The sequence below is a fragment of the Marinobacter sp. es.048 genome (assembly GCF_900188435.1).
Taxonomy (GTDB): domain Bacteria; phylum Pseudomonadota; class Gammaproteobacteria; order Pseudomonadales; family Oleiphilaceae; genus Marinobacter.
In genome coordinates, this window is record NZ_FYFA01000001.1 from 1,170,630 (window position 1) to 1,194,121 (window position 23,492).

Annotated in this window: 18 protein-coding genes and 1 tRNA gene; 17 read left to right on the forward strand and 2 right to left on the reverse strand. The window is 58.2% G+C overall.

Annotated elements, in window-relative coordinates; translation table 11 throughout:
- The first annotated feature begins 66 nt into the window (after window positions 1-66).
- Window positions 67-477 carry a ferric iron uptake transcriptional regulator gene (fur, locus tag CFT65_RS05390; protein ID WP_088826962.1) on the forward strand — a complete coding sequence of 137 codons (411 nt, stop codon included), beginning with the start codon at window positions 67-69 and terminating at the stop codon, window positions 475-477.
- 95 nt (window positions 478-572) lie between these two features.
- On the opposite strand, the gene recN is transcribed toward fur, so the two are convergent.
- Complete coding sequence (gene recN, locus CFT65_RS05395; RefSeq protein WP_088828163.1) at window positions 573-2,252, reverse strand: DNA repair protein RecN; 1,680 nt, start codon at window positions 2,250-2,252, stop codon at window positions 573-575.
- 255 nt (window positions 2,253-2,507) lie between these two features.
- On the opposite strand from recN, the gene grpE reads away from it, so the two are divergent.
- From grpE to greA, 7 genes are all read left to right on the forward strand, one after another.
- Window positions 2,508-3,107, forward strand: coding sequence for a nucleotide exchange factor GrpE (gene grpE / locus CFT65_RS05400; protein WP_088826963.1), 600 nt, complete (start codon window positions 2,508-2,510; stop codon window positions 3,105-3,107).
- A 92-nt stretch (window positions 3,108-3,199) separates the two neighbouring features.
- The gene (gene dnaK / locus CFT65_RS05405) at window positions 3,200-5,125 is read left to right on the forward strand and encodes a molecular chaperone DnaK (protein WP_088826964.1); all 1,926 of its coding nucleotides are present in this window, start codon (window positions 3,200-3,202) and stop codon (window positions 5,123-5,125) included.
- Window positions 5,126-5,203: 78 nt separating this feature from the next.
- Complete coding sequence (gene dnaJ, locus CFT65_RS05410; RefSeq protein WP_088826965.1) at window positions 5,204-6,334, forward strand: molecular chaperone DnaJ; 1,131 nt, start codon at window positions 5,204-5,206, stop codon at window positions 6,332-6,334.
- A 26-nt stretch (window positions 6,335-6,360) separates the two neighbouring features.
- Window positions 6,361-7,161 carry a 4-hydroxy-tetrahydrodipicolinate reductase gene (dapB, locus tag CFT65_RS05415; protein ID WP_088826966.1) on the forward strand — a complete coding sequence of 267 codons (801 nt, stop codon included), beginning with the start codon at window positions 6,361-6,363 and terminating at the stop codon, window positions 7,159-7,161.
- 194 nt (window positions 7,162-7,355) lie between these two features.
- The gene (gene carA / locus CFT65_RS05420; protein WP_172408424.1) at window positions 7,356-8,486 is read left to right on the forward strand and encodes a glutamine-hydrolyzing carbamoyl-phosphate synthase small subunit; all 1,131 of its coding nucleotides are present in this window, start codon (window positions 7,356-7,358) and stop codon (window positions 8,484-8,486) included.
- A gap of 80 nt (window positions 8,487-8,566) precedes the next feature.
- The gene (gene carB, locus CFT65_RS05425) at window positions 8,567-11,785 is read left to right on the forward strand and encodes a carbamoyl-phosphate synthase large subunit (protein WP_088826968.1); all 3,219 of its coding nucleotides are present in this window, start codon (window positions 8,567-8,569) and stop codon (window positions 11,783-11,785) included.
- A 4-nt stretch (window positions 11,786-11,789) separates the two neighbouring features.
- On the forward strand, window positions 11,790-12,269 hold the full coding sequence (greA, locus tag CFT65_RS05430; RefSeq protein WP_088826969.1) for a transcription elongation factor GreA: 480 nt from the start codon (window positions 11,790-11,792) through the stop codon (window positions 12,267-12,269).
- Window positions 12,270-12,346: 77 nt separating this feature from the next.
- Here the strand turns inward: greA and yhbY are convergent, their stop codons facing one another.
- On the reverse strand, window positions 12,347-12,658 hold the full coding sequence (yhbY, locus tag CFT65_RS05435; RefSeq protein WP_008171523.1) for a ribosome assembly RNA-binding protein YhbY: 312 nt from the start codon (window positions 12,656-12,658) through the stop codon (window positions 12,347-12,349).
- A gap of 385 nt (window positions 12,659-13,043) precedes the next feature.
- Between yhbY and ftsH the strand changes: the two genes are divergently transcribed.
- The 9 genes from ftsH to infB all read left to right on the forward strand — a co-directional run bounded on the left by ftsH (window position 13,044) and on the right by infB (window position 23,473).
- Window positions 13,044-14,987, forward strand: a complete 1,944-nt coding sequence (ftsH, locus tag CFT65_RS05440) for an ATP-dependent zinc metalloprotease FtsH (protein WP_216360409.1) — start codon at window positions 13,044-13,046, stop codon at window positions 14,985-14,987.
- 94 nt (window positions 14,988-15,081) lie between these two features.
- On the forward strand, window positions 15,082-15,912 hold the full coding sequence (gene folP / locus CFT65_RS05445) for a dihydropteroate synthase (protein ID WP_088826970.1): 831 nt from the start codon (window positions 15,082-15,084) through the stop codon (window positions 15,910-15,912).
- The gene (gene glmM / locus CFT65_RS05450) at window positions 15,912-17,255 is read left to right on the forward strand and encodes a phosphoglucosamine mutase (RefSeq protein ID WP_088826971.1); all 1,344 of its coding nucleotides are present in this window, start codon (window positions 15,912-15,914) and stop codon (window positions 17,253-17,255) included. Before folP ends, glmM begins: the two co-directional genes overlap by 1 nt.
- 75 nt (window positions 17,256-17,330) lie before the next feature.
- Entirely contained in the window at window positions 17,331-18,089 is a 759-nt protein-coding gene (gene tpiA / locus CFT65_RS05455; protein ID WP_088826972.1) for a triose-phosphate isomerase, read from the forward strand.
- A 24-nt stretch (window positions 18,090-18,113) separates the two neighbouring features.
- Window positions 18,114-18,494 (forward strand): preprotein translocase subunit SecG, encoded by a 381-nt coding sequence (secG, locus tag CFT65_RS05460; RefSeq protein ID WP_008171532.1) that lies wholly within the window; start codon window positions 18,114-18,116, stop codon window positions 18,492-18,494.
- Between the two features lie 7 nt (window positions 18,495-18,501).
- Window positions 18,502-18,586: transfer RNA gene (locus tag CFT65_RS05465), tRNA-Leu, on the forward strand.
- A 320-nt stretch (window positions 18,587-18,906) separates the two neighbouring features.
- Window positions 18,907-19,368: a ribosome maturation factor RimP gene (rimP, locus tag CFT65_RS05470; protein WP_088559066.1), complete on the forward strand. Its 462-nt coding sequence runs from the start codon at window positions 18,907-18,909 to the stop codon at window positions 19,366-19,368.
- A gap of 55 nt (window positions 19,369-19,423) precedes the next feature.
- The gene (gene nusA / locus CFT65_RS05475) at window positions 19,424-20,917 is read left to right on the forward strand and encodes a transcription termination factor NusA (protein ID WP_088826973.1); all 1,494 of its coding nucleotides are present in this window, start codon (window positions 19,424-19,426) and stop codon (window positions 20,915-20,917) included.
- An 18-nt stretch (window positions 20,918-20,935) separates the two neighbouring features.
- Entirely contained in the window at window positions 20,936-23,473 is a 2,538-nt protein-coding gene (infB, locus tag CFT65_RS05480) for a translation initiation factor IF-2 (RefSeq protein ID WP_088826974.1), read from the forward strand.
- The last annotated feature ends 19 nt before the right edge of the window (window positions 23,474-23,492 follow it).

Sequence of the window (23,492 nt, forward strand, 5' to 3'; positions counted from 1 at the left end):
TTAACCGTTCAATGGCGGCTTCATCATACCGGAAGCCGTGAGGCACACCAAAGAGTGAATAGTAACATGTCATCCGAAAACGCCGAATTACGAAAAGTCGGTCTCAAAGTGACTCTGCCGCGAGTGAAGATCTTCAATATTCTGGAGACAGCGGAGGAGCATCACCTCAGTGCCGAAGATGTGTACAAAAAGCTTCTGGAGCAAGGCGATGACGTGGGGCTGGCAACCGTCTACCGGGTGCTGACCCAGTTTGAAGCGGCGGGGCTGGTTCTTCGTCACAACTTCGAAGGCGGCCATGCCGTATTCGAGATGGCCGGCGACGACCATCACGACCATATGGTGTGCACCCAGACTGGTGAGGTCGTCGAGTTCGTCGACGAGGTCATTGAGGAACGCCAGAAGAAAATTGCCGAAGAGCACGGCTACGAAATCGTCGATCACAGCCTGATTCTGTACGTAAAGCCTGTCAAGTCATAAGCTTGGTCTTGACGGCTTACGAAAAAAAGGGGCGGGTTTTGGCCCGCCCCAACAGCTCTCAGGATCGAGAAGGGTAGTGGATAGTTGCTCGCAGCTCAGTGATGGGTTGCCTGCCCCTTGGAAAACATTTCCCTGGCATGAGCGATCGTATGTTCAGTCATGTCCACGCCTCCCAGCATTCTCGCCACTTCACTGATTCTGCCCTGATCGTCCAGCGTCTCGATTTTGGAGAAGGTGGCGTCCTGCTCGGTAAACTTGCTGACAAACAGGTGCTGATGGCACTGGGCCGCCACTTGCGGCAGGTGAGTCACGCAAAGCACCTGGCCATTGCTGCCAAGGGTTCTGAGTAATCGGCCAACCACTTCGGCCGTGCCGCCGCCAATGCCAACATCGACTTCATCAAAGATCAGTGTGGGAGTGGTTGAGGTCTGGGCAACAACCACCTGAATGGCGAGGCTGATCCGCGACAATTCGCCACCGGAGGCCACTTTGGCCAAGGGGCGTGCAGGCTGGCCCGGATTGGCGCTGACCAGGAATTCAATCTCTTCCAGCCCGTGGGGCGCCGGTTCCTCGCCCTTGTTGCGATTCAGATGGGTGATGAACTGCATGTTGGGCATGCTCAGCTGGGCAAGCTCGGCTGCGACCCGTTGGTCCAGCTCGGCAGCTGCCTTGGCGCGGGCCTCTGATAGCTCTCCGGCCAGTTCATCGAAGCGTCCACGATGGCTTATAAGTTCTGCTTCCAGTTGTTCCAGGCTGCCTTCGCCGCCGTCCAGTTCGGCCAGCTCGGCGCTCAGGCGCTGATGCAACTCCGGTAATTCCTCAGGGGTGATCCTGTGTTTGCGGGCCATCTGGTAAATGGCGCTCAGCCGTTCTTCCACTTCCGCCAGGCGAGCCGGATCCGCCTCATAGTCTTCAACAAAGTGGCGCAGGTTGTCGCCGGCCTCGCTGATTTGGATCTGGGCTTCATTCAGCATTTGTATGGTGTCTGCCAGTGTGGGCACATCCACCGGGAGCTGTTCCAATTGTTGCAACGCCTGGCGCACCAGGTCGGCGGCGCTGGTTTCATCTTCCGTGCACAGCAGGGCGGCCTGATGGCTGTTGTGCAGAACCGTGTCGGCCTGGCTCAGCTGGGCCTGCTCCTGTTCCAGTTGCGCCTGCTCGCCGTCTTCCAGTGCCAGACGGTCCAGTTCTTCCACTTGATAGCGCAACAGCTGCAGCTTGGCCTCTGCTTCATCGGCATTCTGCTGGCGCTCGGTCAGCCGCTGGCGGATCTGGTTCCAGGTTTTCCAGGCTTCCCGGGTGTCAGTGGTCAGGGTCTCAACGCCGGCGAACTCGTCCACCAGCTTGCGGTGGGTTTCCTTGCGCAACAGGGACTGATGCTGGTGCTGGCTGTGAATGTCCATCAACACGCCGCCGAGTTCCTTCAGATGATTCAGCGGGCAGGGCTGGCCATTGATGTAGGCGCGGGAGCGGCCATCCTTGCTGATGGCCCGGCGCAGAATGCAGTCATTTTCGTCATCCAACTCATGCTCTGCCAGCCAGTTGCTGGCCTCCGGAATGTCGGATACGTCAAAGGTGGCTGTGATATCGGCACGCTTGGCGCCATGGCGGACGGCGCCGGCATCGGCGCGACCGCCCATGGCCAGGCCCAGAGCGTCCAGCACAATGGATTTACCGGCGCCGGTCTCGCCGGTCAGTGCAGTCATGCCCTTGCTGAACTGGAGTTCCACCCGTTCGGCGATGGCGTAATTGGAAACCGTAAGTTGAGTCAGCATGCAGATAACCTCCGCGTTGTTCCTGAGACCGGCAAAATACTGTGAATGCATACAGTGACTGTGAATATATACAGGGTTTTTGTCGTTTGCAAACCTGCATAAGGGATTTTCTTCAGGATTGCAGGCATTGGCGGTTGAAACCTGAAGAGCGGGCCCCATATCCGTTCGCAACTACATTTTCCGGCTCGCCGGGGCCGGAGCCCATGTTTAACCGGCCACTGACAGCGGGCCGCTTTAGATCAAGCAGGAGTAGCCATGAGCACTGACGAGAACCGGAACGAGCACGAGGAACTGAACGAAGCCCTCGAGGCTGCGAAAGAGGAAGCACAGTCTGCTGAAGGAGAGGCTGGCGAGAGCGAAACCTCCGAAGTGGAAGCGCTCCAGGCTCAGGTTCAGGAATTCCAGGAGCAGATGTTGCGCTCCCAGGCGGAGATGCAGAATGTGCGCCGTCGGGCGGAGATCGACGTGGAGAAGGCTCACAAGTTTGCCCTGGAAAAGTTCGTCAAGGAGCTGCTGCCGGTAGCTGACAGCCTTGAGAAGGCGGTCGAGAGCACCGAAGGTCACGATGAGTCCGGCGAACTGGTGGCCTCAATTCGCGAAGGCGTGGAAATGACCCTGAGCCTTTTCATGTCCAGCCTGAAGAAATTCAACGTTGAGCAGATCAACCCGGTGGGCGAACCGTTCGATCCCCAGCATCACGAGGCCATGTCCATGGTGCCTGCGCCGGATGCTGAGCCGAACAGCGTGGTAGCCGTGGTGCAGAAGGGGTATCTGTTGAATGGTCGTGTTGTGCGGCCGGCCATGGTGGTGGTCGCCAAAGCGGAAGATGCACCAAAAATTGATGAGCAGGCTTGAAAAGCCGATTAAAGCGCCAATATAGCCAGTAAATAGCGAAAGCGGAGGCAATTGCCCTCCGGGAAAGCATTCAGAAGAATTGGAGTGATTCAATGAGCAAGATTATCGGTATCGACCTGGGAACCACCAACTCTTGTGTAGCCATTATGGATGGCGACAAGGTGAAGGTAATTGAAAACGCAGAGGGTGATCGCACCACCCCGTCGATCATCGCCTATACAGACGATGGTGAGACGCTGGTTGGCCAGTCAGCCAAGCGTCAGGCAGTAACCAATCCGGATAACACCCTTTATGCCATCAAGCGTCTGATCGGTCGTCGTTTCGAAGACGATGTGGTTCAGAAAGACATCAAGATGGTGCCATACAAGATTGCCAAGGCGGACAACGGCGACGCCTGGGTGGAAGTGAAGGGTGAAAAAATGGCGCCCCCGCAGGTTTCTGCAGAAATCATCAAGAAGATGAAAAAGACCGCCGAAGATTATCTTGGTGAGAAAGTGACCGAAGCGGTTATCACCGTGCCGGCCTACTTCAATGACAGCCAGCGCCAGGCCACCAAGGATGCGGGCAAGATTGCCGGCCTGGAAGTGAAGCGGATCATCAACGAGCCGACCGCGGCTGCCCTGGCTTACGGCCTGGACAAGAAGAGCGGCGACCGCACCGTGGCTGTATACGATCTGGGCGGTGGTACCTTTGACCTGTCCATCATCGAGATTGCCGATGTAGACGGTGAGCACCAGTTCGAGGTTCTGGCCACCAACGGTGACACCTTCCTGGGTGGTGAAGACTTCGACCTGAAAATCATTGAGTACCTCGCAGATCAGTTCAAGAAAGACAGCGGCATCGACCTGCGTGGCGATTCCCTGGCGATGCAGCGTCTTAAGGAAGCTGGTGAGAAGGCGAAGATTGAGCTTTCCAGCAGCCAGCAAACCGACGTCAACCTGCCGTACATTACTGCAGACGCGTCTGGTCCCAAGCACATGAACGTAAAGCTGACCCGCGCCAAGCTGGAGTCTCTGGTAGAAGAGCTGGTTCAGCAGAGCCTTGAGCCCTGTAAAGTCGCTCTGCAAGACGCCGGCATGAAGGCGAGCGAAGTCGACGAGGTTATCCTGGTTGGTGGCCAGACCCGCATGCCGCTGGTGCAGGAAAAGGTTAAAGAGTTCTTCGGCAAAGAAGCCCGCAAGGACGTTAACCCGGACGAAGCCGTGGCCATGGGTGCTGCAATCCAGGCAGCCGTTCTGTCTGGCGACGTGAAAGACGTTCTTCTGCTGGACGTAACCCCGCTGACCCTGGGTATTGAGACCATGGGCGGTGTGGCAACTCCGCTGATCGACAAGAACACCACGATTCCGACCAAGAAGTCGCAGACCTTCTCCACTGCGGATGATAACCAGACGGCCGTGACCATTCACGTGGTTCAGGGTGAGCGCAAGCAGGCGAACCAGAACAAGTCTCTGGGCCGATTCGACCTGGCCGACATCCCGCCGGCAGCGCGCGGTGTGCCGCAGATTGAAGTTACCTTCGATATCGACGCCAACGGTATCCTGAACGTGTCCGCCAAAGACAAGGCGACCGGTAAAGAGCAGTCGATCGTGATCAAGGCTTCTTCTGGTCTGAACGATGACGAGATCGAGAAGATGGTTCAGGACGCCGAGGCCAACGCCGAGGAAGATCGCAAGTTCGAAGAGCTTGTTCAGGTCCGCAACCAGGGTGATGCAATGGTCCACGCGGTTCGCAAGACCCTGAAGGACGCCGGTGACAAGGTCAGCGACAGCGAGAAAGAGTCTATCGAAGCTTCCATCAAGGAGCTGGAAGAAGCTCTGGAAGGTTCCGACAAGGAAGACATCGAAGCCAAGACTCAGAAGCTGACTGAAGTTTCTTCCGAGCTGGCCCAGAAGATGTATGCAGATCAGGCGGATCAGGCCCAGCAGGCCGGTGGGCAGGAAGAAGCCCAGGGCCAGCAGTCTGACGACGCCGTCGATGCTGAGTTCGAAGAAGTCAAAGACGACGACAAGCGATAAATCTGACGTACATCAGGCAGTTGGAAAACGCGGGGAGTTCCCCGCGTTTTCCGCGTTTAAAAACAGGGTTTTAAAAGCATGGCCAAGCGCGATTATTACGAAATTCTCGGGATTTCCCGGGACGCGGACGAGAAGGAAATCAAGCGAGCCTACCGAAAGCTCGCCATGAAGTATCACCCCGACCGTAACCCGGACGACGCCGAAGCCGAGAACAAGTTCAAAGAGGCCAGCGAAGCCTACGAAATACTGGCAGAGCCGTCCAAACGGGCTGCCTACGACCAGTTTGGTCACGCCGGCGTAGACGGTCAGGCCGGTGGCGGCGGATTCGGAGGTGGCGGTGCCAGCTTCTCCGATATCTTCGGCGATGTATTTGGTGACATTTTTGGTGGTGGCGGCGGTCGTGGCCGCAATACCCGCGGTGCCGACCTACGTTACACCCTGGAACTTGATCTGGAGGAGGCCGTAAAGGGCAAGACTGTCCAGATCCAGATCCCGGGTCATCGCGAGTGTGAAGTTTGCGATGGCAGCGGCGCTGAAAAAGGCTCTCGCCCGGAAACCTGTGGTACCTGTAAAGGTATGGGGCAGGTGCGCATGCAGCAGGGCTTCTTTACCGTGCAGCAGGCGTGTCCGACCTGCCGGGGCTCCGGCCAGATCATCAAGAACCCCTGTAAGGCCTGTCATGGCCAGGGTCGGGTTCAGGAAGAAAAAACACTGTCGGTCAAAGTACCGCCGGGCGTGGACACCGGCGACCGCATTCGCCTCTCCGGCGAAGGTGAGATGGGCATTGATGGCGGGCCCTCCGGAGACCTGTATGTACAGATCGCCGTGCGGGAGCACTCCATCTTCACCCGTGACGGCCGCAATCTTTATTGTGAAGTGCCCATCAGCATCGTTGATGCCTCCCTGGGTGGAGAGCTTGAGGTACCGACTCTGGATGGCCGGGTGAAACTGAAGATTCCACCGGAAACCCAGACCGGAAAACTCTTCCGGTTACGCAACAAGGGCGTCAGCCCGGTTCGTGGCGGCCCCGCCGGTGATCTACTGTGCCGCGTGATCTTGGAAACGCCGGTGAATCTCACCAAGCGCCAGAAAGAACTGCTGGAAGAATTCCAGAAGACGCTGGATGCCGGCAACGGCACAGAGCATGGTCCGAAGAAGACCTCCTGGTTTGAAGGTGTGAAAAGCTTCTTCGACGAAATGAAATTCTGATCGGCCCGAAAGAAAGGAACGCGAGCATGAGGGTAGCAATCATCGGCGCCGCCGGGCGCATGGGAAGAGTCCTGATCGAAGCTGTTGAGGGCACAGAGGGTCTGGAGCTGGGCGCCGCTGTCGTCGAGCCGGGCAGCAGCCTGATCGGCGCCGATGCCGGCGAAATGACCGGTATCGGCAAGACCGGCGTGAAAATGGCCGGGAGCCTGGCCGATGTGAGGGACGATTTCGATGTGCTCATCGACTTCACCTTTCCGGATCTTACCCTGGAGAACGCCGAGTTTTGCAGGGACAACGGCAAGATGCTCGTGATCGGAACCACCGGCATGTCTGACGCCGAAAAGCAGCAGCTGGCCCTGGCCGCGGAATCCACGCCTGTGGTTTTCGCGCCCAACATGAGCGTGGGCGTTAACGTTGTCCTCAACCTGCTGCGCACTGCCGCCGCAACCCTGGGTGACGACTACGACGTGGAAATCATCGAAGCCCATCATCGCCACAAGAAAGATGCTCCTTCTGGCACGGCACTGCGCATGGGCGAAGTGGTCGCTGATGCCCTCGGCCGCGACCTGAAAGAGTGTGCCGTCTATGGTCGTGAAGGCTTTACCGGCGAGCGTACCCGAAAGGAAATCGGTTTCGAAACCATTCGCGCGGGTGACGTGGTCGGTGATCATACCGTTTTGTTCGCCACCGAGGGTGAGCGCATTGAGGTGACCCATAAAGCCAGCAGCCGGATGACCTTTGCCAAAGGCGCAATGCGGGCAGCGTTGTGGCTGAAGGATAAGCCTGCAGGGCTTTATGATATGCAGGATGTGCTGGACCTCAAGTGAGGCCATTTCTCGTGGACACAAAGCGCCATATTTTTTACAATAAGGCGGTTTGACTGCACCAAGCGTACCTTTGCACAAAGTTTCTGAAAAAGCGGGACCGAGTTAAGACTCCGTCTCGCTTTTTTGCAACCTGAATTTGCGCTTGCGTTCCTGTTCGTGACGAACCGATACGCCACTCGATGAGGATACAAGCCTTGAGCACACCAGCAATCCTTGCACTCGCAGACGGAAGCCTGTTCTACGGCAGCGCCATTGGCGCCGACGGAGAAACCAGCGGTGAAGTGGTGTTCAACACCGCCATGACCGGCTACCAGGAAATCCTGACCGACCCGTCCTACTCCCGCCAGATCGTTACCCTGACTTACCCGCACATCGGCAACACCGGTGTGAACGAAGAAGACATCGAGTCAGACCGAATCCAGGCCGCCGGCCTGATCATCCGCGATCTGCCTCTGCTGGCCAGTAGCTGGCGCAGTAAGGGAACCCTGGACGACTACCTGCGAAGCAACAACATTGTTGGGATCGCCGACATTGATACCCGCCGCCTGACTCGCATCCTCCGGGACAAAGGCTCCCAGAACGGCGCCATCGTTGCCGGCGAAAATGCCACCGCCGAGCGGGCGCTGGAACTCGCCAAAGCGTTCCCCGGCCTCAAGGGCATGGATCTGGCGAAAGAAGTTACCTCCGACAAGATCTGGTCCTGGAAGGAGACCGAGTGGACCCTGGGCGAGGGTTATGGTGAGCGGGAGGAATCACGGTTGAAGGTGGTTGCCTGGGATTACGGTGTCAAGCTGAACATCCTGCGCATGCTCGCCTCTCGCGGCTGCGACATCACCGTGGTGCCGGCGCAGACTCCGGCCTCCGAAGTGCTGGCGATGAATCCGGACGGTGTGTTCCTGTCCAACGGCCCCGGGGATCCTGAGCCCTGTGATTATGCCATCACTGCTATTAAGGAAGTGCTGGAAACCGAGATCCCGGTGTTTGGTATCTGCCTGGGTCACCAGTTGCTGGCCCTGGCCAGCGGTGCCAGGACCATGAAGATGGGCCACGGCCACCACGGTGCCAACCATCCGGTTCAGGACATCGCCAAGGGCACCGTGATGATCACCAGCCAGAACCACGGGTTTGCCGTGGATGAGGCAACTCTGCCGGCCAATGTCGAGGCGACTCACAAGTCCCTGTTTGACGGCACCCTGCAGGGCATTCGCCGGACCGACAAGCCGGCCTACAGCTTCCAGGGCCATCCGGAAGCCAGCCCCGGCCCCCATGATGTGACCCCGCTGTTTGACGAGTTTATCCGCCTGATGGAGGCGCGATCGGCCTGAGACCGATCGCCACGGAAAACTCACGGGCGCCGCGTGTTGCGCTGCCAGAATTCAAAAGTTGCTGACAGGTTTACCAAGACATGCCAAAACGTACCGACATCCAAAGCATCCTGATCCTGGGCGCCGGCCCCATCGTGATCGGGCAGGCGTGCGAGTTTGATTACTCCGGAGCCCAGGCCTGCAAGGCGCTGCGCGAAGAGGGTTACCGGGTTATTCTGGTCAACTCCAACCCGGCAACCATCATGACCGACCCGGTCATGGCCGATGCTACCTACATCGAGCCGATCACCTGGAAGACCGTAGAGAAAATCATCGAGAAAGAGCAGCCGGACGCGCTGCTGCCCACCATGGGCGGCCAGACCGCGCTGAACTGCGCCCTGGACCTGGAACGCCACGGCATCCTGGAAAAGCACAGCGTGGAAATGATCGGCGCCAACGCCGACACCATTGATAAAGCCGAAGACCGGGACCGCTTCGACAAGGCCATGAAGAAGATTGGCCTGGAGTGCCCGCGGGCCACCATCGCCCACTCGATGGAAGAAGCCTGGAAAGTGGCCGACGACATCGGCTTTCCGTGCATCATCCGCCCGTCCTTCACCATGGGCGGCTCCGGTGGCGGTATTGCCTACAACCGCGACGAATTCGAGGAAATCTGTACCCGGGGGCTGGACCTGTCTCCGACCAACGAGCTGCTGATCGACGAGTCCCTGATCGGCTGGAAAGAGTACGAGATGGAAGTTGTCCGTGACAAGAACGACAACTGCATCATTGTCTGCGCCATCGAGAACTTCGACGCCATGGGCGTACACACCGGTGATTCCATCACCGTGGCGCCGGCCCAGACCCTCACCGACAAGGAATACCAGATCATGCGGAACGCCTCCCTGGCGGTCCTGCGTGAAATCGGTGTGGAAACCGGCGGCTCCAACGTCCAGTTCGGTATCAATCCGGACACCGGCCGCATGGTGGTGATCGAGATGAACCCCCGGGTGTCCCGCTCCTCGGCGCTGGCCTCCAAGGCCACCGGCTTCCCGATCGCCAAAGTCGCGGCCAAACTGGCGGTAGGTTACACCCTGGACGAGCTGCGCAATGAAATCACCGGTGGCGTCACCCCGGCCTCGTTCGAGCCGTCCATCGACTACGTGGTCACCAAGATTCCCCGCTTCACCTTCGAGAAATTCCCCCAGGCCGACGCCCGCCTGACCACCCAGATGAAATCTGTGGGTGAGGTCATGGCCATCGGCCGGACCTTCCAGGAATCCCTGCAGAAAGCCCTGCGGGGCCTGGAAGTGGGTTCCGAAGGATTTGATGAGAAACTGGAAGACCTCAGTTCCCAGGACTCCCAGGAAACCCTGACCCGCGAACTGAACGTGCCCGGCGCTGACCGCATCTGGTACATCGGCGACGCCTTCCGGGCCGGCCTGAGCGTGGATGACTTGCATCAGCACACCCACGTGGACCCCTGGTACCTGGTACAGATCGAGGACCTGATCAGGGAAGAGCAGGCGCTGAAGAGTGCCGGCAAGGCCGACATCGACCAGGCCACCCTGTTCCGCCTCAAGCGCAAGGGTTTCTCCGACGCCCGCCTGGCGAAACTGCTGGGCATCTCCGAGGTGAGCCTGCGCAAGCTGCGACACGATCTGGATATCCGCCCTGTATACAAGCGCGTGGATACCTGCGCCGCCGAGTTTGCCTCCGACACCGCCTACATGTACTCCACCTATGAGGAAGAGTGCGAAGCGGATGCCAGTGATCGCGAGAAAATCGTGGTGATCGGGGGCGGCCCCAACCGGATCGGCCAGGGCATCGAATTCGATTACTGCTGTGTGCATGCGGCCCTGGCCATGCGTGAAGACGGCTATGAAACCATCATGATCAACTGCAACCCGGAGACCGTGTCGACCGATTACGACACCTCGGACCGGTTGTACTTTGAGCCGATCACTCTGGAAGACGTGCTGGAAATCATTCACGTCGAAAAGCCCAAGGGCGTGATCGTGCAGTACGGCGGCCAGACCCCGCTGAAACTGGCCCGCGGCCTGGAAGCGGCCGGCGTGCCCATCATTGGCACCAGCCCGGACGCCATCGACCGTGCCGAGGACCGTGAGCGGTTCCAGCAGATGATCACCCGCCTGGGCCTGAAGCAGCCGGAAAACGCCACCGTGCGCAGTCACGAGGAAGGCATCCTGGCGGCCCGGGAAATCGGCTATCCGCTGGTGGTGCGCCCGTCCTACGTGCTGGGTGGCCGGGCCATGGAAATCGTGTACGACGAGGAAGAGCTGGTGCGCTACATGCGCAACGCCGTGCTGGTCTCCAACGACAGCCCGGTGCTGCTGGACCACTTCCTGAACGCTGCCATCGAGGTGGACATCGACGCCATCTCCGACGGCAAAGACGTGGTGATTGGCGGCATCATGCAGCACATCGAGCAGGCCGGCGTGCATTCCGGCGACTCCGCCTGTTCATTGCCGCCGTACACGCTGTCCCAGCAGGTTCAGGACGAGATGCGCGATGCCGTCAAGAAGATGGCCATTGAGCTGGATGTAATCGGCCTGATGAACGTGCAGCTGGCCTGGCAGGACGGCGAAATCTACGTGATCGAAGTGAACCCGCGGGCGTCCCGGACCGTGCCGTTCGTGTCCAAGGCCATTGGCGTCTCCCTGGCCAAGGTGGCGGCCCGGGTGATGGCTGGCAAGACCCTCAAAGAGCTGGAGTTCACCCAGGAAATCATCCCGCGCTACTACGCGGTGAAAGAGTCGGTGTTCCCGTTCAACAAGTTCCCGGCTGTGGATCCGATCCTGGGGCCGGAAATGAAGTCTACCGGTGAGGTCATGGGCCTGGGTGACAGCTTTGATGAGGCCTTTGCCAAAGCCGCACTTGCTATTGGTGAGCGCCTGCCGGCCAAGGGCACTGCGTTCATGTCAGTACGGGATGTCGACAAACCGGGCGCCGCGAAAGTTGCCCGCGATCTGGTTGAGGCCGGTTTCAAGCTCGTGGCCACAACAGGTACCGCCAAGGCCCTGAGAGAGGCCGGAATCGAGGTTGATCGGGTGAACAAGGTCCGTGAGGGTCGTCCGCATATCGTGGATGCCATCAAAAACGGTCAGGTTCAGCTGATCATCAATACCACTGAAGGTCGCAAGGCGATTTCCGATTCGGCCCAGATTCGCCAGTCGGCATTGCAGACCAAGGTAACCTACACAACAACACTGGCAGGCGGCGAAGCCTTTTGCCGGGCCATCAAGTTCGGCCCGGAGCGCACTGTACGCCGCCTCCAGGATCTTCACGCAGGAAAGTAAGACTATGGCTGACAGAGTACCGATGACAAAGGCGGGCGAGAGCCGCCTCCGCGAGGAGCTTCAAAAGCTGAAGTCCGAAGATCGCCCCCGTGTTATTGCGGCGATTGCCGACGCCCGTGAGCACGGCGACCTGAAAGAGAACGCTGAATACCATGCTGCCCGCGAGCAGCAGAGCTTTATTGAAGGCCGGATCCAGGAAATCGAGGGCAAGCTTTCTGCCGCTCAGGTTATCGATGTGACCACCATGGAGAACACCGGCAGGGTGATCTTCGGTACCACGGTGCACCTGCTTAACATGGATACCGACGAACAGGTCACCTACAAGATCGTTGGCGAGGATGAGGCGGATATCAAGGCAGGGAAACTGTCGATCTCCTCACCCATTGCCAGGGCGCTGGTCGGCAAGAGCGAGGGCGATGTGGTCGCAATTCGCGTACCTTCCGGTACTGTGGAATACGAGATTGAGCAGGTCGAATACGTCTGATTTAGTCTCTGGCAAACAAAAAGCCGGCTCGGGTTTTCCCCAGCCGGCTTTTTATTTCTGGAATCCTGAAGACCTGATCAGTGCTTGTGGCGCAAAAGGTTGGAGAGCTTGGGGTTGGGCTTCTTGGCCCGACGCAGTATGACGGCGATCTTACCGATGGTCTGGACCAGTTCAGCGCCAGACGATTCGCACAGAGCCGTAATCGCTTCGTGTCTGGTTTCCCGGTCCTGGCTCGCCACCTTGATCTTGATCAGTTCATGATCATTCAGTGCGCGCTCAAGTTCTTCCTGCAGCCCCTCGGAAAGTCCTTTGTCGCCAACAATGATGACGGGCTTGAGGTTGTGGGCAATGGCCCGGTATTCCCGGCGCTGTTCCGGTGAAAGACTCATGATGTAATCTCTTTATCGGTGCAATTAACAAAAGGTCAGCGGCGGAAATGCTGACTTGAACGTATAATCCGGAGATTGTAACAGATCGTCCTTCTGTAAAAATGGCCGTTAACACGTATCAATGCGGGGCAGCGAGCGGAAGGAACCAACCCACCGGACAGGGGTCAAAATGTTCGTGGAAATGGAGCAGTATTCAGGGTTGCTGTTGTAATTTCAGATATGGCGCCCAATATGAAGGATAAGGCGACTCTTCATTGAAAAACTGTGTGCCGCGCGTGGCCGATACGGATGGGCCGTTTCTGGTGGACGGGCGTACAATTGGTGTAAGGTGTCGGAAAAGGGTGCTTTGCGAAAGGTTAACCCTACAATTCACAGGTGATGATCCTTGAACGATATGGCAAAAAATCTGGTTCTCTGGCTAATTATAGCCGCCGTGCTGCTGATGGTGTTTCAGAACTTTTCTCCCACCACCACCGGCCAACAAGTCAACTATTCCCAGTTTGTGGAGATGGTCCAGGAAGGCCAGGTCCGTCAGGTCACAATCGATGGGTTGCAGGTTCAGGGCACCCGTGGTGACGGCTCCCAGTTCCAGACAATCCGTCCTCAGGTGTCTGACAACAAGCTGATGGACGATCTGCTCGCGAACAACGTTGAGGTTATCGGTAAAGAGCCTGAACGCCAGAGTCTGTGGACACAGTTGCTGGTAGCGGCGTTCCCGATACTGATCATCATCGCATTGTTTGTGTTCTTCATGCGCCAGATGCAGGGCGGAGGTGGCGGCAAAGGCCCCATGTCGTTCGGCAAGAGTAAAGCTCGCCTGATGAGTGAAGACCAGATAAAGACTACCTTCGCCGATGTGGCCGGTGTTGATGAGGCCAAGGAAGACGTCAAGGAGCTGGTGGATTTCCTGCGCGACCCCAGCAAATTCCAGCGTCTGGGTGGCAGCATTCCCAAGGGCGTTCTGATGGTCGGTCAGCCGGGTACCGGTAAGACCCTGCTCGCCAAGGCCATTGCCGGCGAAGCCAAGGTACCGTTCTTCTCCATCTCCGGTTCCGACTTTGTCGAAATGTTTGTGGGCGTGGGTGCATCCCGTGTTCGTGACATGTTCGAGCAGGCCAAAAAGCAGAGCCCGTGCATCATCTTTATCGACGAGATCGATGCGGTCGGTCGTCACCGTGGTGCCGGTATGGGCGGTGGCCATGACGAGCGTGAACAGACCCTGAACCAGCTGCTGGTTGAGATGGACGGTTTTGAAGGTAACGAAGGCGTTATCGTTATTGCCGCGACCAACCGTCCCGACGTTCTCGACCCGGCACTGTTGCGTCCGGGGCGTTTCGACCGCCAGGTTGTAGTCGGTCTTCCAGACATCATTGGTCGTGAGCAGATCCTCAAGGTGCACATGAAGAAAGTGCCCCTGGCTGACGGTGTTGAGCCGGTTCTGATTGCTCGCGGCACGCCCGGATTCTCCGGTGCGGACCTTGCCAACCTGGTGAACGAGGCAGCACTTTTTGCGGCCCGTCGCAACCAGCGTCTGGTGTCGATGGAAGAGTTCGAGCTCGCGAAAGACAAGATCATGATGGGCGCCGAGCGCAAGTCCATGGTGATGAGCGAGAAGGAAAAGCGGAACACCGCTTACCACGAGTCTGGCCACGCGATTGTTGGTCGGCTGATGCCGGAACATGATCCGGTCTACAAGGTGAGCATTATTCCGCGCGGTCGCGCTCTGGGTGTCACGATGTTCCTCCCCGAAGAGGACAAGTACAGCCACAGCAAGCGTTTCCTGATCAGCTCGATTTGCAGCCTGTTTGGTGGCCGCATTGCCGAAGAGCTGACGCTAGGCTTTGACGGTGTCACAACCGGTGCTTCGAACGATATCGAGCGGGCGACCAGTCTGGCGCGGAACATGGTGACCCGCTGGGGGCTGTCCGAGAAGCTTGGACCTCTGCAGTACGATACTGACAGTGAAGAGCCGTTTCTGGGCCGGTCTGCTGGCCAGTCCCAGACTGTGTATTCACCGGAAACGGCCCAGCGTATTGATGAGGAAGTCCGTAACATCATCGACAGCTGCTACGAGAAAGCCAAGCAGATTCTGGTTGATAACCGGGACAAGCTGGACTTGATGGCCGATGCTCTCATGAAGTACGAAACCATTGATCGTCATCAGATTGATGACATCATGGAAGGCCGGGCACCTCGCCCGCCTAAAGGTTGGGGCGACAGCGGTCCCGCTGGGGGTGTAAAGGCCGACGAGCCTGAGGCAGCTCCGGAGCCGAAGGCGTCTGACGACGGTCGCCATCCCGGTGTAGGCCGGCCGGCAGGAGAGCACTGACGGCGAGTCCTCCGGACAGAAAAAATTGGATAGTCCCCTGCGCCGCCCGGATTCCGGGCGGCGTTTGTTTTTGTCATTGTAAAAAAGGTTTGCCATGAAAATGAATTTTGCCGGTCGGGAACTGGATATGTCCCGTTGCCACGTGATGGGGGTTTTGAATGTAACGCCGGATTCCTTTTCCGATGGCGGCCAATTTAACCGGCCGGATGCGGCTCTCGTCCGGGCAAGGCAGATGGTTGACGACGGAGCCACGTTTATCGACATCGGTGGTGAATCCACGAGGCCCGGTGCGACACCCGTGTCGGTGCAGGAAGAGCTGGACCGGGTGTGCCCGGTGGTTGAGGCAGCAGCCCGGGAGCTCGACGCGGTCATCTCGGTAGATACCAGTGCGCCGGAAGTGATGGCAGAGACGGCAAAACTCGGGGCAGGCCTGATCAATGATGTGCGGGCCCTGCAGCGTGAAGGTGCACCGGAAGTGGCGGCAAAAGCGGGCATCCCGGTGTGCATCATGCATATCCAGGGCGAGCCGGACACCATGCAGGATAGGCCGGAGTACCGGTCCGTGCGCCGGGAGGTCAGTGCTTTCCTGACCGAGCGTATCCGTGTTGCAGAGCGCGCCGGTATTCGGCCTGAAAACATTCTTCTCGACCCCGGCTTCGGTTTTGGTAAAAGCCTGGAGCACAACCTGCAGTTGTTGGCCTCGCTCGAGCAGATGCATATCCTGGGGCATCCAATGCTGGTTGGCGTTTCGAGGAAGTCCATGCTGGGCCACATCACGGGCCGGGAGGTGAATGAAAGGTTGCCTGCGAGCCTTGCGGCCGCGACAATAGCCGCCATGAAGGGTGCCAGTATTATTCGTGTGCACGATGTCAGGGAAACAGTGGACGCCATCCGTGTGGTGGCGGCAGTGAAGGAGGCAGGTTAATGTCCGAGAGAAAGTACTTCGGTACGGACGGTATTCGCGGGCGCGTTGGTGAATTTCCGATAACGCCGGAATTCATGCTCAAACTGGGTTGGGCTGCGGGCCAGGCCTTCAAGCGTGATGGTCAGCGCAACAGCGTCCTGATTGGCAAGGATACCCGGCTTTCCGGTTACATGTTCGAGTCGGCCCTGGAGGCGGGCCTTGCGGCGTCGGGCGTTGATGTAAAACTGCTCGGCCCGATGCCGACACCGGCGATCGCCTACCTGACCCGCACCTTCCGCGCTTCGGCCGGCATTGTTATCAGCGCCTCCCACAATCCCCACCATGACAATGGCATCAAGTTCTTCTCTGCTGCCGGCACCAAGCTGGACGACGCTCTGGAAGCCGAGATTGAACGCTGGCTGGACAAACCAATTGAGGTATGTGGTCCGACTGAGCTGGGCAAGGCCTCCCGTGTGGACGATGCGCCGGGCCGGTACGTGGAATTCTGCAAGAGCACCGTTCCCAACGAGTTCACCCTCGACGGCATGAAGATCGTGCTGGATTGTGCCCACGGGGCTACCTACCACGTGGCGCCGAAGGTGTTTCGTGAGCTTGGCGCCAAAGTGTCGGTAATCGGTGCCGACCCCGATGGTCTTAATATCAACCTGAACGTCGGCTCCACGCATCTCGAGGCCCTCAAGGCTGCAGTGGTCGAAAAAGGCGCCGATCTGGGTATCGCTTTCGATGGTGATGGCGATCGGGTTCTGATGGTGGACCGGGGCGGATCTGAAGTGGACGGCGATGAGCTGCTCTATGTGATTGCCTCCCAGCGCTTTGCAGAGGATCGCCTTAAAGGCGGGGTGGTCGGGACGCTGATGACCAACCTTGGCGTTGAGCTCGCCCTGAATGAAATCGGCATTGAGTTCGAGCGCGCAAAAGTCGGCGACCGCTATGTGATGGAACGCCTCATTGCGAACAACTGGGTACTGGGTGGCGAAGGGTCTGGCCACATGGTTATCCGCGACTGCACCAGCACCGGCGATGGTATTGTTTCGGCGCTGCAGGTTCTGCTTTCAGTGTGGAAGTCCGGGAAAACGCTTTCGGATCTGCGGCAGGGAATGAGCAAGCTCCCCCAGAAAATGATCAACGTTCGGGTGGCGCAACGTTTCGATCCGTTCAGTCGTGATGATATCGTGGCTGCGGTGCGCAAGGCCGAAACCGAGCTGGGCAGTTCCGGCAGGATTCTGTTGAGAGCCTCTGGCACAGAACCGCTGATCCGTGTGATGGCGGAGGGGCAGGACGCCAGCGAGATTCTTCGGGTAGTCGAGGAGCTGGCAAAAGTTGTGGAGAAATCCACTGCTTAATTTTGTGTTTTCAGGCGGTTGTCTGCTGGGAGGGAGTACTGTATAGTTCGCCCTCCCTCACGTTCGGGAACTGTTATGCGTCGGAAGATCGTAGCCGGAAACTGGAAAATGAACGGGTCGAAAGACCTTGCACAAACGCTGGTAAGCGATGTGCGATCCCAGGTGGCTTCTCTTGATAATGGCGTTGAGGTTGTTATCATCCCTCCCGCCATTTATGTCCCTGACGTGGTTGCCGGCGCAGGCGATACTCTGTCTGTTGGCGTTCAGAACGTGGGGCGGTATGGGTCCGGAGCCTACACCGGTGAGATTTCCGCGGATATGGCTTTGGATCAGGGCTGTCAATACGCCTTGGTAGGTCACTCCGAGCGTCGCCAGCTTTTCGGTGAGACAGATGCAGTAGTGGCCGAAAAAGTGAGTCGCATTCTTGCTTCCGGTCTGCGGGCAATGGTCTGTGTCGGTGAAGCCCTGGAAGAACGCGAGGCGGGCCAAGCCGAGACCGTAGTTGCCTCTCAGGTAAAGGCGGGGCTGGCAACGGTCGCAAGCGATCAGTGGTCGCGGGTGGTGGTTGCCTATGAGCCGGTCTGGGCGATCGGAACTGGAAAAACCGCTACGGCGCAGGATGCGCAGGCGATGCACGCGTCGATCCGGCAGGTGCTTTCAGAAATGGGCGCGCCGGCCAATGAGATATCCCTGCTTTACGGGGGCAGCGTAAAAGCGGATAATGCAGCCGCTCTTTTTGCCGAGCCGGATATTGACGGCGGTTTGATCGGCGGAGCGTCGCTCAAAGCAGATGATTTTGTAAGTATTTGCCGGAGTGTTCCGGCGGGTACCTGAATTTAAAGGTTCGCGAGAGTCGTTATGGATTGGGTAGAGACACTGGTAGTCGTTGTGCACGTGGTAATCGCGGTGGCGCTGGTGGGTCTGGTGCTGATCCAGCAGGGCAAGGGCGCAGATGCCGGCGCTGCCTTTGGTGGTGGTGCCTCGCAGACTGTGTTCGGTAGCCAGGGCAGCGGTAGCTTTCTGACCCGTTTCACGACCCTGCTCGCAGTGGTATTTTTTGTAACAAGTTTCTCGCTGGCGATTTTTGCCAAGCAGCGTGCCGAAGTGGCAGGCGAAGCCGGTATTCCTGTTGTTCAGGAATCCAGCAGTGCCGCTCCGGCTGATACCGCTGCTGACAACGGCGAAGCCGCAGCCAGCGAAGCCGAGGGTGGGGAGTCTGATCTCCCTGAGCTCGAGTAAGAATGTTGCCCGGGTGGTGAAACTGGTAGACACGCTATCTTGAGGGGGTAGTAGCGAAAGCTGTGCCGGTTCGAGTCCGGCCCCGGGCACCATATTAGTAGAAAAACGGCTTGGAGTTTCCAGGCCGTTTTTTTTGGTCAGTCCTTGACCAGTCTGTCCGGCGTCTCTATACTCCGGCGGATATTGGGACCTGCCGCGTGTTACTGGCGGGTTTCTGGCAGGCCAGGTGTCTGTCAGCAGGAAGCGGTACACCGGTTTGCTTCCTGCGAGTTCTTGCAACAAAAGGCCCCATTGTCAGGGGCTTTTTGATTAAGGGGCCTGGCGCAAAGGGCCCTGGTGCATAAAAAGGGCTGATAAAACAGCCCTTTTTTTGTTTTTGGGGCCGGTAAATTGATAACGGAGAAGGCACAACTTGTCAGCCAAGCTTAAGCAACTGGAAGACATTCTTCAGCCCGTAGTGGAAGGTCTGGGGTATGAGTTCTGGGGCATTGAATTCCGCTCGCAGGGCCATCACTCCCTGTTACGGGTGTTTATTGACGATGCCGAAAACGGCATCGGCATCGAAGACTGTGAAAAAGTCAGTCGTCAGATCAGCGGTGTGATGGATGTGGAAGATCCCATCCAGACCGAATACACACTCGAGGTCTCATCCCCGGGGATGGATCGCCCGCTGTTTCGTCTTGAGCAATACGAGGCCTTTGTTGGTCACCAGGTTCAGATTCGTCTCCGGATGGCATTCGAGGGTCGCCGGAAGTTTCAGGGGCTGATCAAAGGCGTAGAAGGTGATGATGTGGTTGTGGTCGTTGATGACCACGAGTATCTGCTGCCATTCGACAGCATTGAAAAAGCCCACATCGTGCCGGTATTTGAGTGAACGATTTGAATAAAGTCCGTGGACGCACAGTTGATTTTAAGGGCAGGGCAATCCAATGAGTAAAGAGATCTTGCTGGTGGTTGAATCCGTCTCGAACGAGAAAGGTGTCGAGAAGGATGTGATCTTTGAGGCGATCGAGCTGGCACTGGCCACCGCTGCCAAAAAGCGCTTTGAAGATGAAGAGGCGGATATCCGCGTATCAATCGACCGGAAAACCGGCGAATACGAAACTTTCCGCCGCTGGCTGGTGGTGGATAATGATGCCGTTCCTGCACTGGGCACCGAGCTCACTCTGCAGGAAGCCGAGGAGATTGACCCGGCCCTGAAGCCTGGCGATATGCACGAGGAGAAAATCGAATCCGAAGCCTTTGGTCGTATCGGCGCCCAGGCCGCCAAGCAGATTATCTTCCAGAAGGTTCGTGAGGCAGAGCGCACCAAGATCGTGGACAGCTACCGCGACCGCGTTGGTGAGCTGGTATCGGGTACCGTCAAGAAAGTTACTCGTGACAACGTGATTGTTGATCTGGGTGCCAATGCCGAAGCGTTGCTGCCAAGGGAATACCTGATCCCGCGCGAGACGTTCCGTATGGGTGACCGGGTACGCTCCCTTCTGCTGGAGATCCGCACGGATCATCGCGGCCCCCAGTTGATTCTTAGCCGCACCTCTCCGCAGATGCTGATCGAACTGTTCCGCATCGAGGTGCCGGAGATTGCTGAAGATCTGATCGAGATCCGCGGTGCTGCCCGCGACCCGGGTTCCCGGGCCAAGATTGCCGTGAAGACCAACGATCGCCGTATTGATCCTGTTGGAGCCTGCGTTGGTATGCGTGGTTCCAGGGTTCAGGCCGTGTCCAATGAACTGGGCGGTGAACGTGTCGATATCGTGCTGTGGGACGACAACCCGGCCCAGTTGGTCATCAATGCGATGGCGCCTGCGGAAGTGGCGTCTATCGTGATGGATGAAGACGGGCACACCATGGAAGTGGCTGTGGCGGAAGACAACCTGGCGCAGGCAATCGGCCGTAACGGCCAGAATGTTCGCCTGGCCACCGACCTGACAGGTTGGACTCTGAACGTGATGACCGAGGAAGAAGCCGGTGAGCGTCAGGAGCAGGAATACAGCCGGCTTGTCGAGCATTTCATCGGCAATCTGGATGTTGATGAAGAATTTGCCGGTGTGCTGATCGAGGAAGGCTTTACCTCTATCGAAGAGGTGGCCTATGTGCCGATGGAAGAGATGTTGGCGATCGAGGGCTTCGACGAAGAGACCGTCACCGAGCTGCGCCGTCGTGCCAAGGACGTCCTGTTAAACCAGGCCCTGGCAAGCGAGGAAGCGCTCGAGGGTGCTGAGCCGGCGGAGGATCTTCTGGGAATGGACGGCATGGACCGTAGCCTGGCCTTCAAACTGGCCGGCATTGGTGTGCGCACCATGGAAGATCTGGCAGAGCAGTCGGTTGGCGACCTGCTCGAGATTGAAGGTATGGATGAAGAGCGTGCCGGTCAGCTTATCATGACTGCACGTGCCCCCTGGTTTGAAGACCAGGCTTAATTCGGGAGGAGGACCAGTATGGCTGAAGTAACGGTAAAACAACTGGCCGAAGATGTAGGCGCTCCCGTGGATCGTTTGCTGAAGCAGATTGTGGAGGCTGGCCTGAAAGCCCGCTCCGAGAATGATTCTGTCTCCAGCGATGAGAAGCAGCAGTTGCTGGCCTATTTGAGAAAGACTCACGGTGAGGCTGACGCCGAACCGCGGAAGATTACCCTGAAGCGTAAGACCACCACCACGCTCAAGGCCGGAAAGGCAAAGACCGTCAATGTTGAGGTTCGCAAGCGCCGTACCTACATCAAACGGGCTGAATTGCAGCCTGAGGCTGAAGCACCGAAACCGGAAGAGCCGGTAGCACAGCAGCAGCCGGAGCAAGCGCCGGTAGAGGAAGCGCCAAAGGTAGCAGCTGAGCAGGCGCCGCAGCCGGAAACAGAGAAGCCGGCCGAGGCAGCGACATCAGAGCAGCCGGAACAGGCAGAGAAGGTCGAGCCGAAGAAAGAGCCCGAGCCGGTTCCCGCTCCGGAAGATATGCCGATGCCGCCGCCTGAGGGCGATGGCAAGGATCGCAAGCCGAAGAAAAAGAAAGAGAAAGTGCGCGAGCGCGGCGACGAGATCGAAGAGGGCAAGCCGAAGAAAAAGCAGGCTGGCCATCGTGGTCCTCGCAGTCGTCCGGTGGAAGAGCCGCTGGTTATCTCCGAGGATGAGGAAGAGACCACGCTGCGCAAGCCGCTGCGTGCGAAAAAGAAACCCAAAGAGAAGCGTCATGCTTTCGAGAGGCCGACCAAACCAATGGTCAGAGAAGTAGAGATTCCGGAAACGATTTCTGTCGGCGACCTTGCCCAGCGTATGGCGGTCAAGTCGGCTGATGTCATCAAGACCCTGATGGGCATGGGCGTCATGGCCACCATCAACCAGGCACTGGACCAGGAAACGGCGGTTCTGGTGACTGAGGAGCTGGGTCATAAAGCCAAGACTGTCAGCGAGGATGCGTTCGAGGAGGAGGTTCTGAGCGAATTCTCCTTCGAGGGCGGCGAGAAAACCAAGCGGGCTCCGGTTGTGAGCGTGATGGGTCACGTTGACCATGGTAAGACCTCATTGCTGGACTACATCCGCCGTACGAAGGTGGCCTCCGGGGAATCCGGTGGTATTACCCAGCATATCGGTGCCTACCACGTAGAGACCGATCACGGCATGGTCTCCTTCCTCGATACCCCGGGCCACGCGGCCTTTACCGCTATGCGTGCCCGCGGTGCCCAGTGTACCGATATTGTTATCCTGGTCGTCGCCGCCGATGATGGCGTGATGCCGCAGACCAAGGAAGCGGTGCAGCACGCCCGTTCCGCCGGCGTGCCGATCGTTGTAGCCATCAACAAGATGGACAAGGAAGGGGCGGACCCTGATCGAATCAAGAGTGAGCTGGCTGCTCTGGAAGTTGTCCCGGAAGACTGGGGCGGGGACGTTCAGTTCGTACCCGTTTCCGCTCACACCGGTGACGGCATCGACGCGCTGCTTGAGGCCGTCTTGCTGCAGTCCGAAATCCTCGAACTTGAGGCCTCTGCGGATGCACCGGCCAAGGGTGTGGTCGTGGAATCCAGCCTCGAGCGCGGACGTGGTTCCGTGGCGACCGTTCTGGTTCAGAACGGTACCTTGCGTCAGGGTGATATGGTTGTTGCCGGTGCCTATTTCGGTAAGGTCCGGGCGATGACTGACGAAGCCGGCAAGCAGGCCAAGGAAGCCGGCCCGTCGATTCCGGTCGAGATTCTCGGTCTGAATGGAACGCCGGACGCCGGTGACGAATTCTTCGCCGTTGCCGACGAGAAGAAGGCCAAAGAACTGGCCGAATTCCGTCAGAGCCGTGAGCGGGAGCAGCGTCTCCAGCGCCAGCAGGCGGCGAAACTCGAGAACCTGTTCGAGAACATGGGCAAGGACGAGGTCAAAACCCTCAATGTCGTGCTCAAGACCGACGTTCGTGGTTCGCTGGAAGCTATCACCAAGGCCTTGCAGGATCTCGGTAACGAGGAAGTCCAGGTCAAGATTGTATCGTCCGGCGTCGGTGGTATTGCCGAGACCGACGTTAGCCTGGCCATGGCAACCAATGCGGTTATCTTTGGCTTCAACGTTCGTGCGGACACAGCGTCCAAGCGCCTGGTCGAGCAGGAAGGTCTGGATCTGCGCTACTACAGCATCATCTACAACCTGATTGATGATGTGAAAGCAGCCCTGACCGGCATGCTGGCACCGGAATTCCGCGAAGATATCGTTGGCATTGCCGACGTGCGGGACGTGTTCCGTTCGCCGAAGTTTGGCCAGGTGGCCGGGTGTATGGTCACCGAAGGCACGGTTTACCGTAACAAGCCAATCCGGGTTCTGCGGGACAACGTGGTTATCTTTGAAGGCGAGCTCGAATCCCTGCGTCGCTTCAAGGACGACGTGCCTGAAGTCCGTAACGGCATGGAATGCGGTATTGGCGTTAAGGGTTACGACGTGAAAGTCGGCGATCAGATCGAGGTTTTCGATCGCGTCCGGGTCGAGCGCAAGCTTGAGTCCACCGGCGCGTGACGCGCCAGAGTTTGAAGGA

What these genes read in the sequence shown, in the direction of transcription:
- fur (WP_088826962.1), top strand. Translation starts at nt 67, where the DNA reads ATGTCATCCGAAAACGCCGAATTACGAAAAGTCGGTCTCAAAGTGACT.
- recN (WP_088828163.1), bottom strand. Translation starts at nt 2,252, where the DNA reads ATGCTGACTCAACTTACGGTTTCCAATTACGCCATCGCCGAACGGGTG.
- grpE (WP_088826963.1), top strand. Translation starts at nt 2,508, where the DNA reads ATGAGCACTGACGAGAACCGGAACGAGCACGAGGAACTGAACGAAGCC.
- dnaK (WP_088826964.1), top strand. Translation starts at nt 3,200, where the DNA reads ATGAGCAAGATTATCGGTATCGACCTGGGAACCACCAACTCTTGTGTA.
- dnaJ (WP_088826965.1), top strand. Translation starts at nt 5,204, where the DNA reads ATGGCCAAGCGCGATTATTACGAAATTCTCGGGATTTCCCGGGACGCG.
- dapB (WP_088826966.1), top strand. Translation starts at nt 6,361, where the DNA reads ATGAGGGTAGCAATCATCGGCGCCGCCGGGCGCATGGGAAGAGTCCTG.
- carB (WP_088826968.1), top strand. Translation starts at nt 8,567, where the DNA reads ATGCCAAAACGTACCGACATCCAAAGCATCCTGATCCTGGGCGCCGGC.
- greA (WP_088826969.1), top strand. Translation starts at nt 11,790, where the DNA reads ATGGCTGACAGAGTACCGATGACAAAGGCGGGCGAGAGCCGCCTCCGC.
- yhbY (WP_008171523.1), bottom strand. Translation starts at nt 12,658, where the DNA reads ATGAGTCTTTCACCGGAACAGCGCCGGGAATACCGGGCCATTGCCCAC.
- folP (WP_088826970.1), top strand. Translation starts at nt 15,082, where the DNA reads ATGAAAATGAATTTTGCCGGTCGGGAACTGGATATGTCCCGTTGCCAC.
- glmM (WP_088826971.1), top strand. Translation starts at nt 15,912, where the DNA reads ATGTCCGAGAGAAAGTACTTCGGTACGGACGGTATTCGCGGGCGCGTT.
- tpiA (WP_088826972.1), top strand. Translation starts at nt 17,331, where the DNA reads ATGCGTCGGAAGATCGTAGCCGGAAACTGGAAAATGAACGGGTCGAAA.
- secG (WP_008171532.1), top strand. Translation starts at nt 18,114, where the DNA reads ATGGATTGGGTAGAGACACTGGTAGTCGTTGTGCACGTGGTAATCGCG.
- nusA (WP_088826973.1), top strand. Translation starts at nt 19,424, where the DNA reads ATGAGTAAAGAGATCTTGCTGGTGGTTGAATCCGTCTCGAACGAGAAA.
- infB (WP_088826974.1), top strand. Translation starts at nt 20,936, where the DNA reads ATGGCTGAAGTAACGGTAAAACAACTGGCCGAAGATGTAGGCGCTCCC.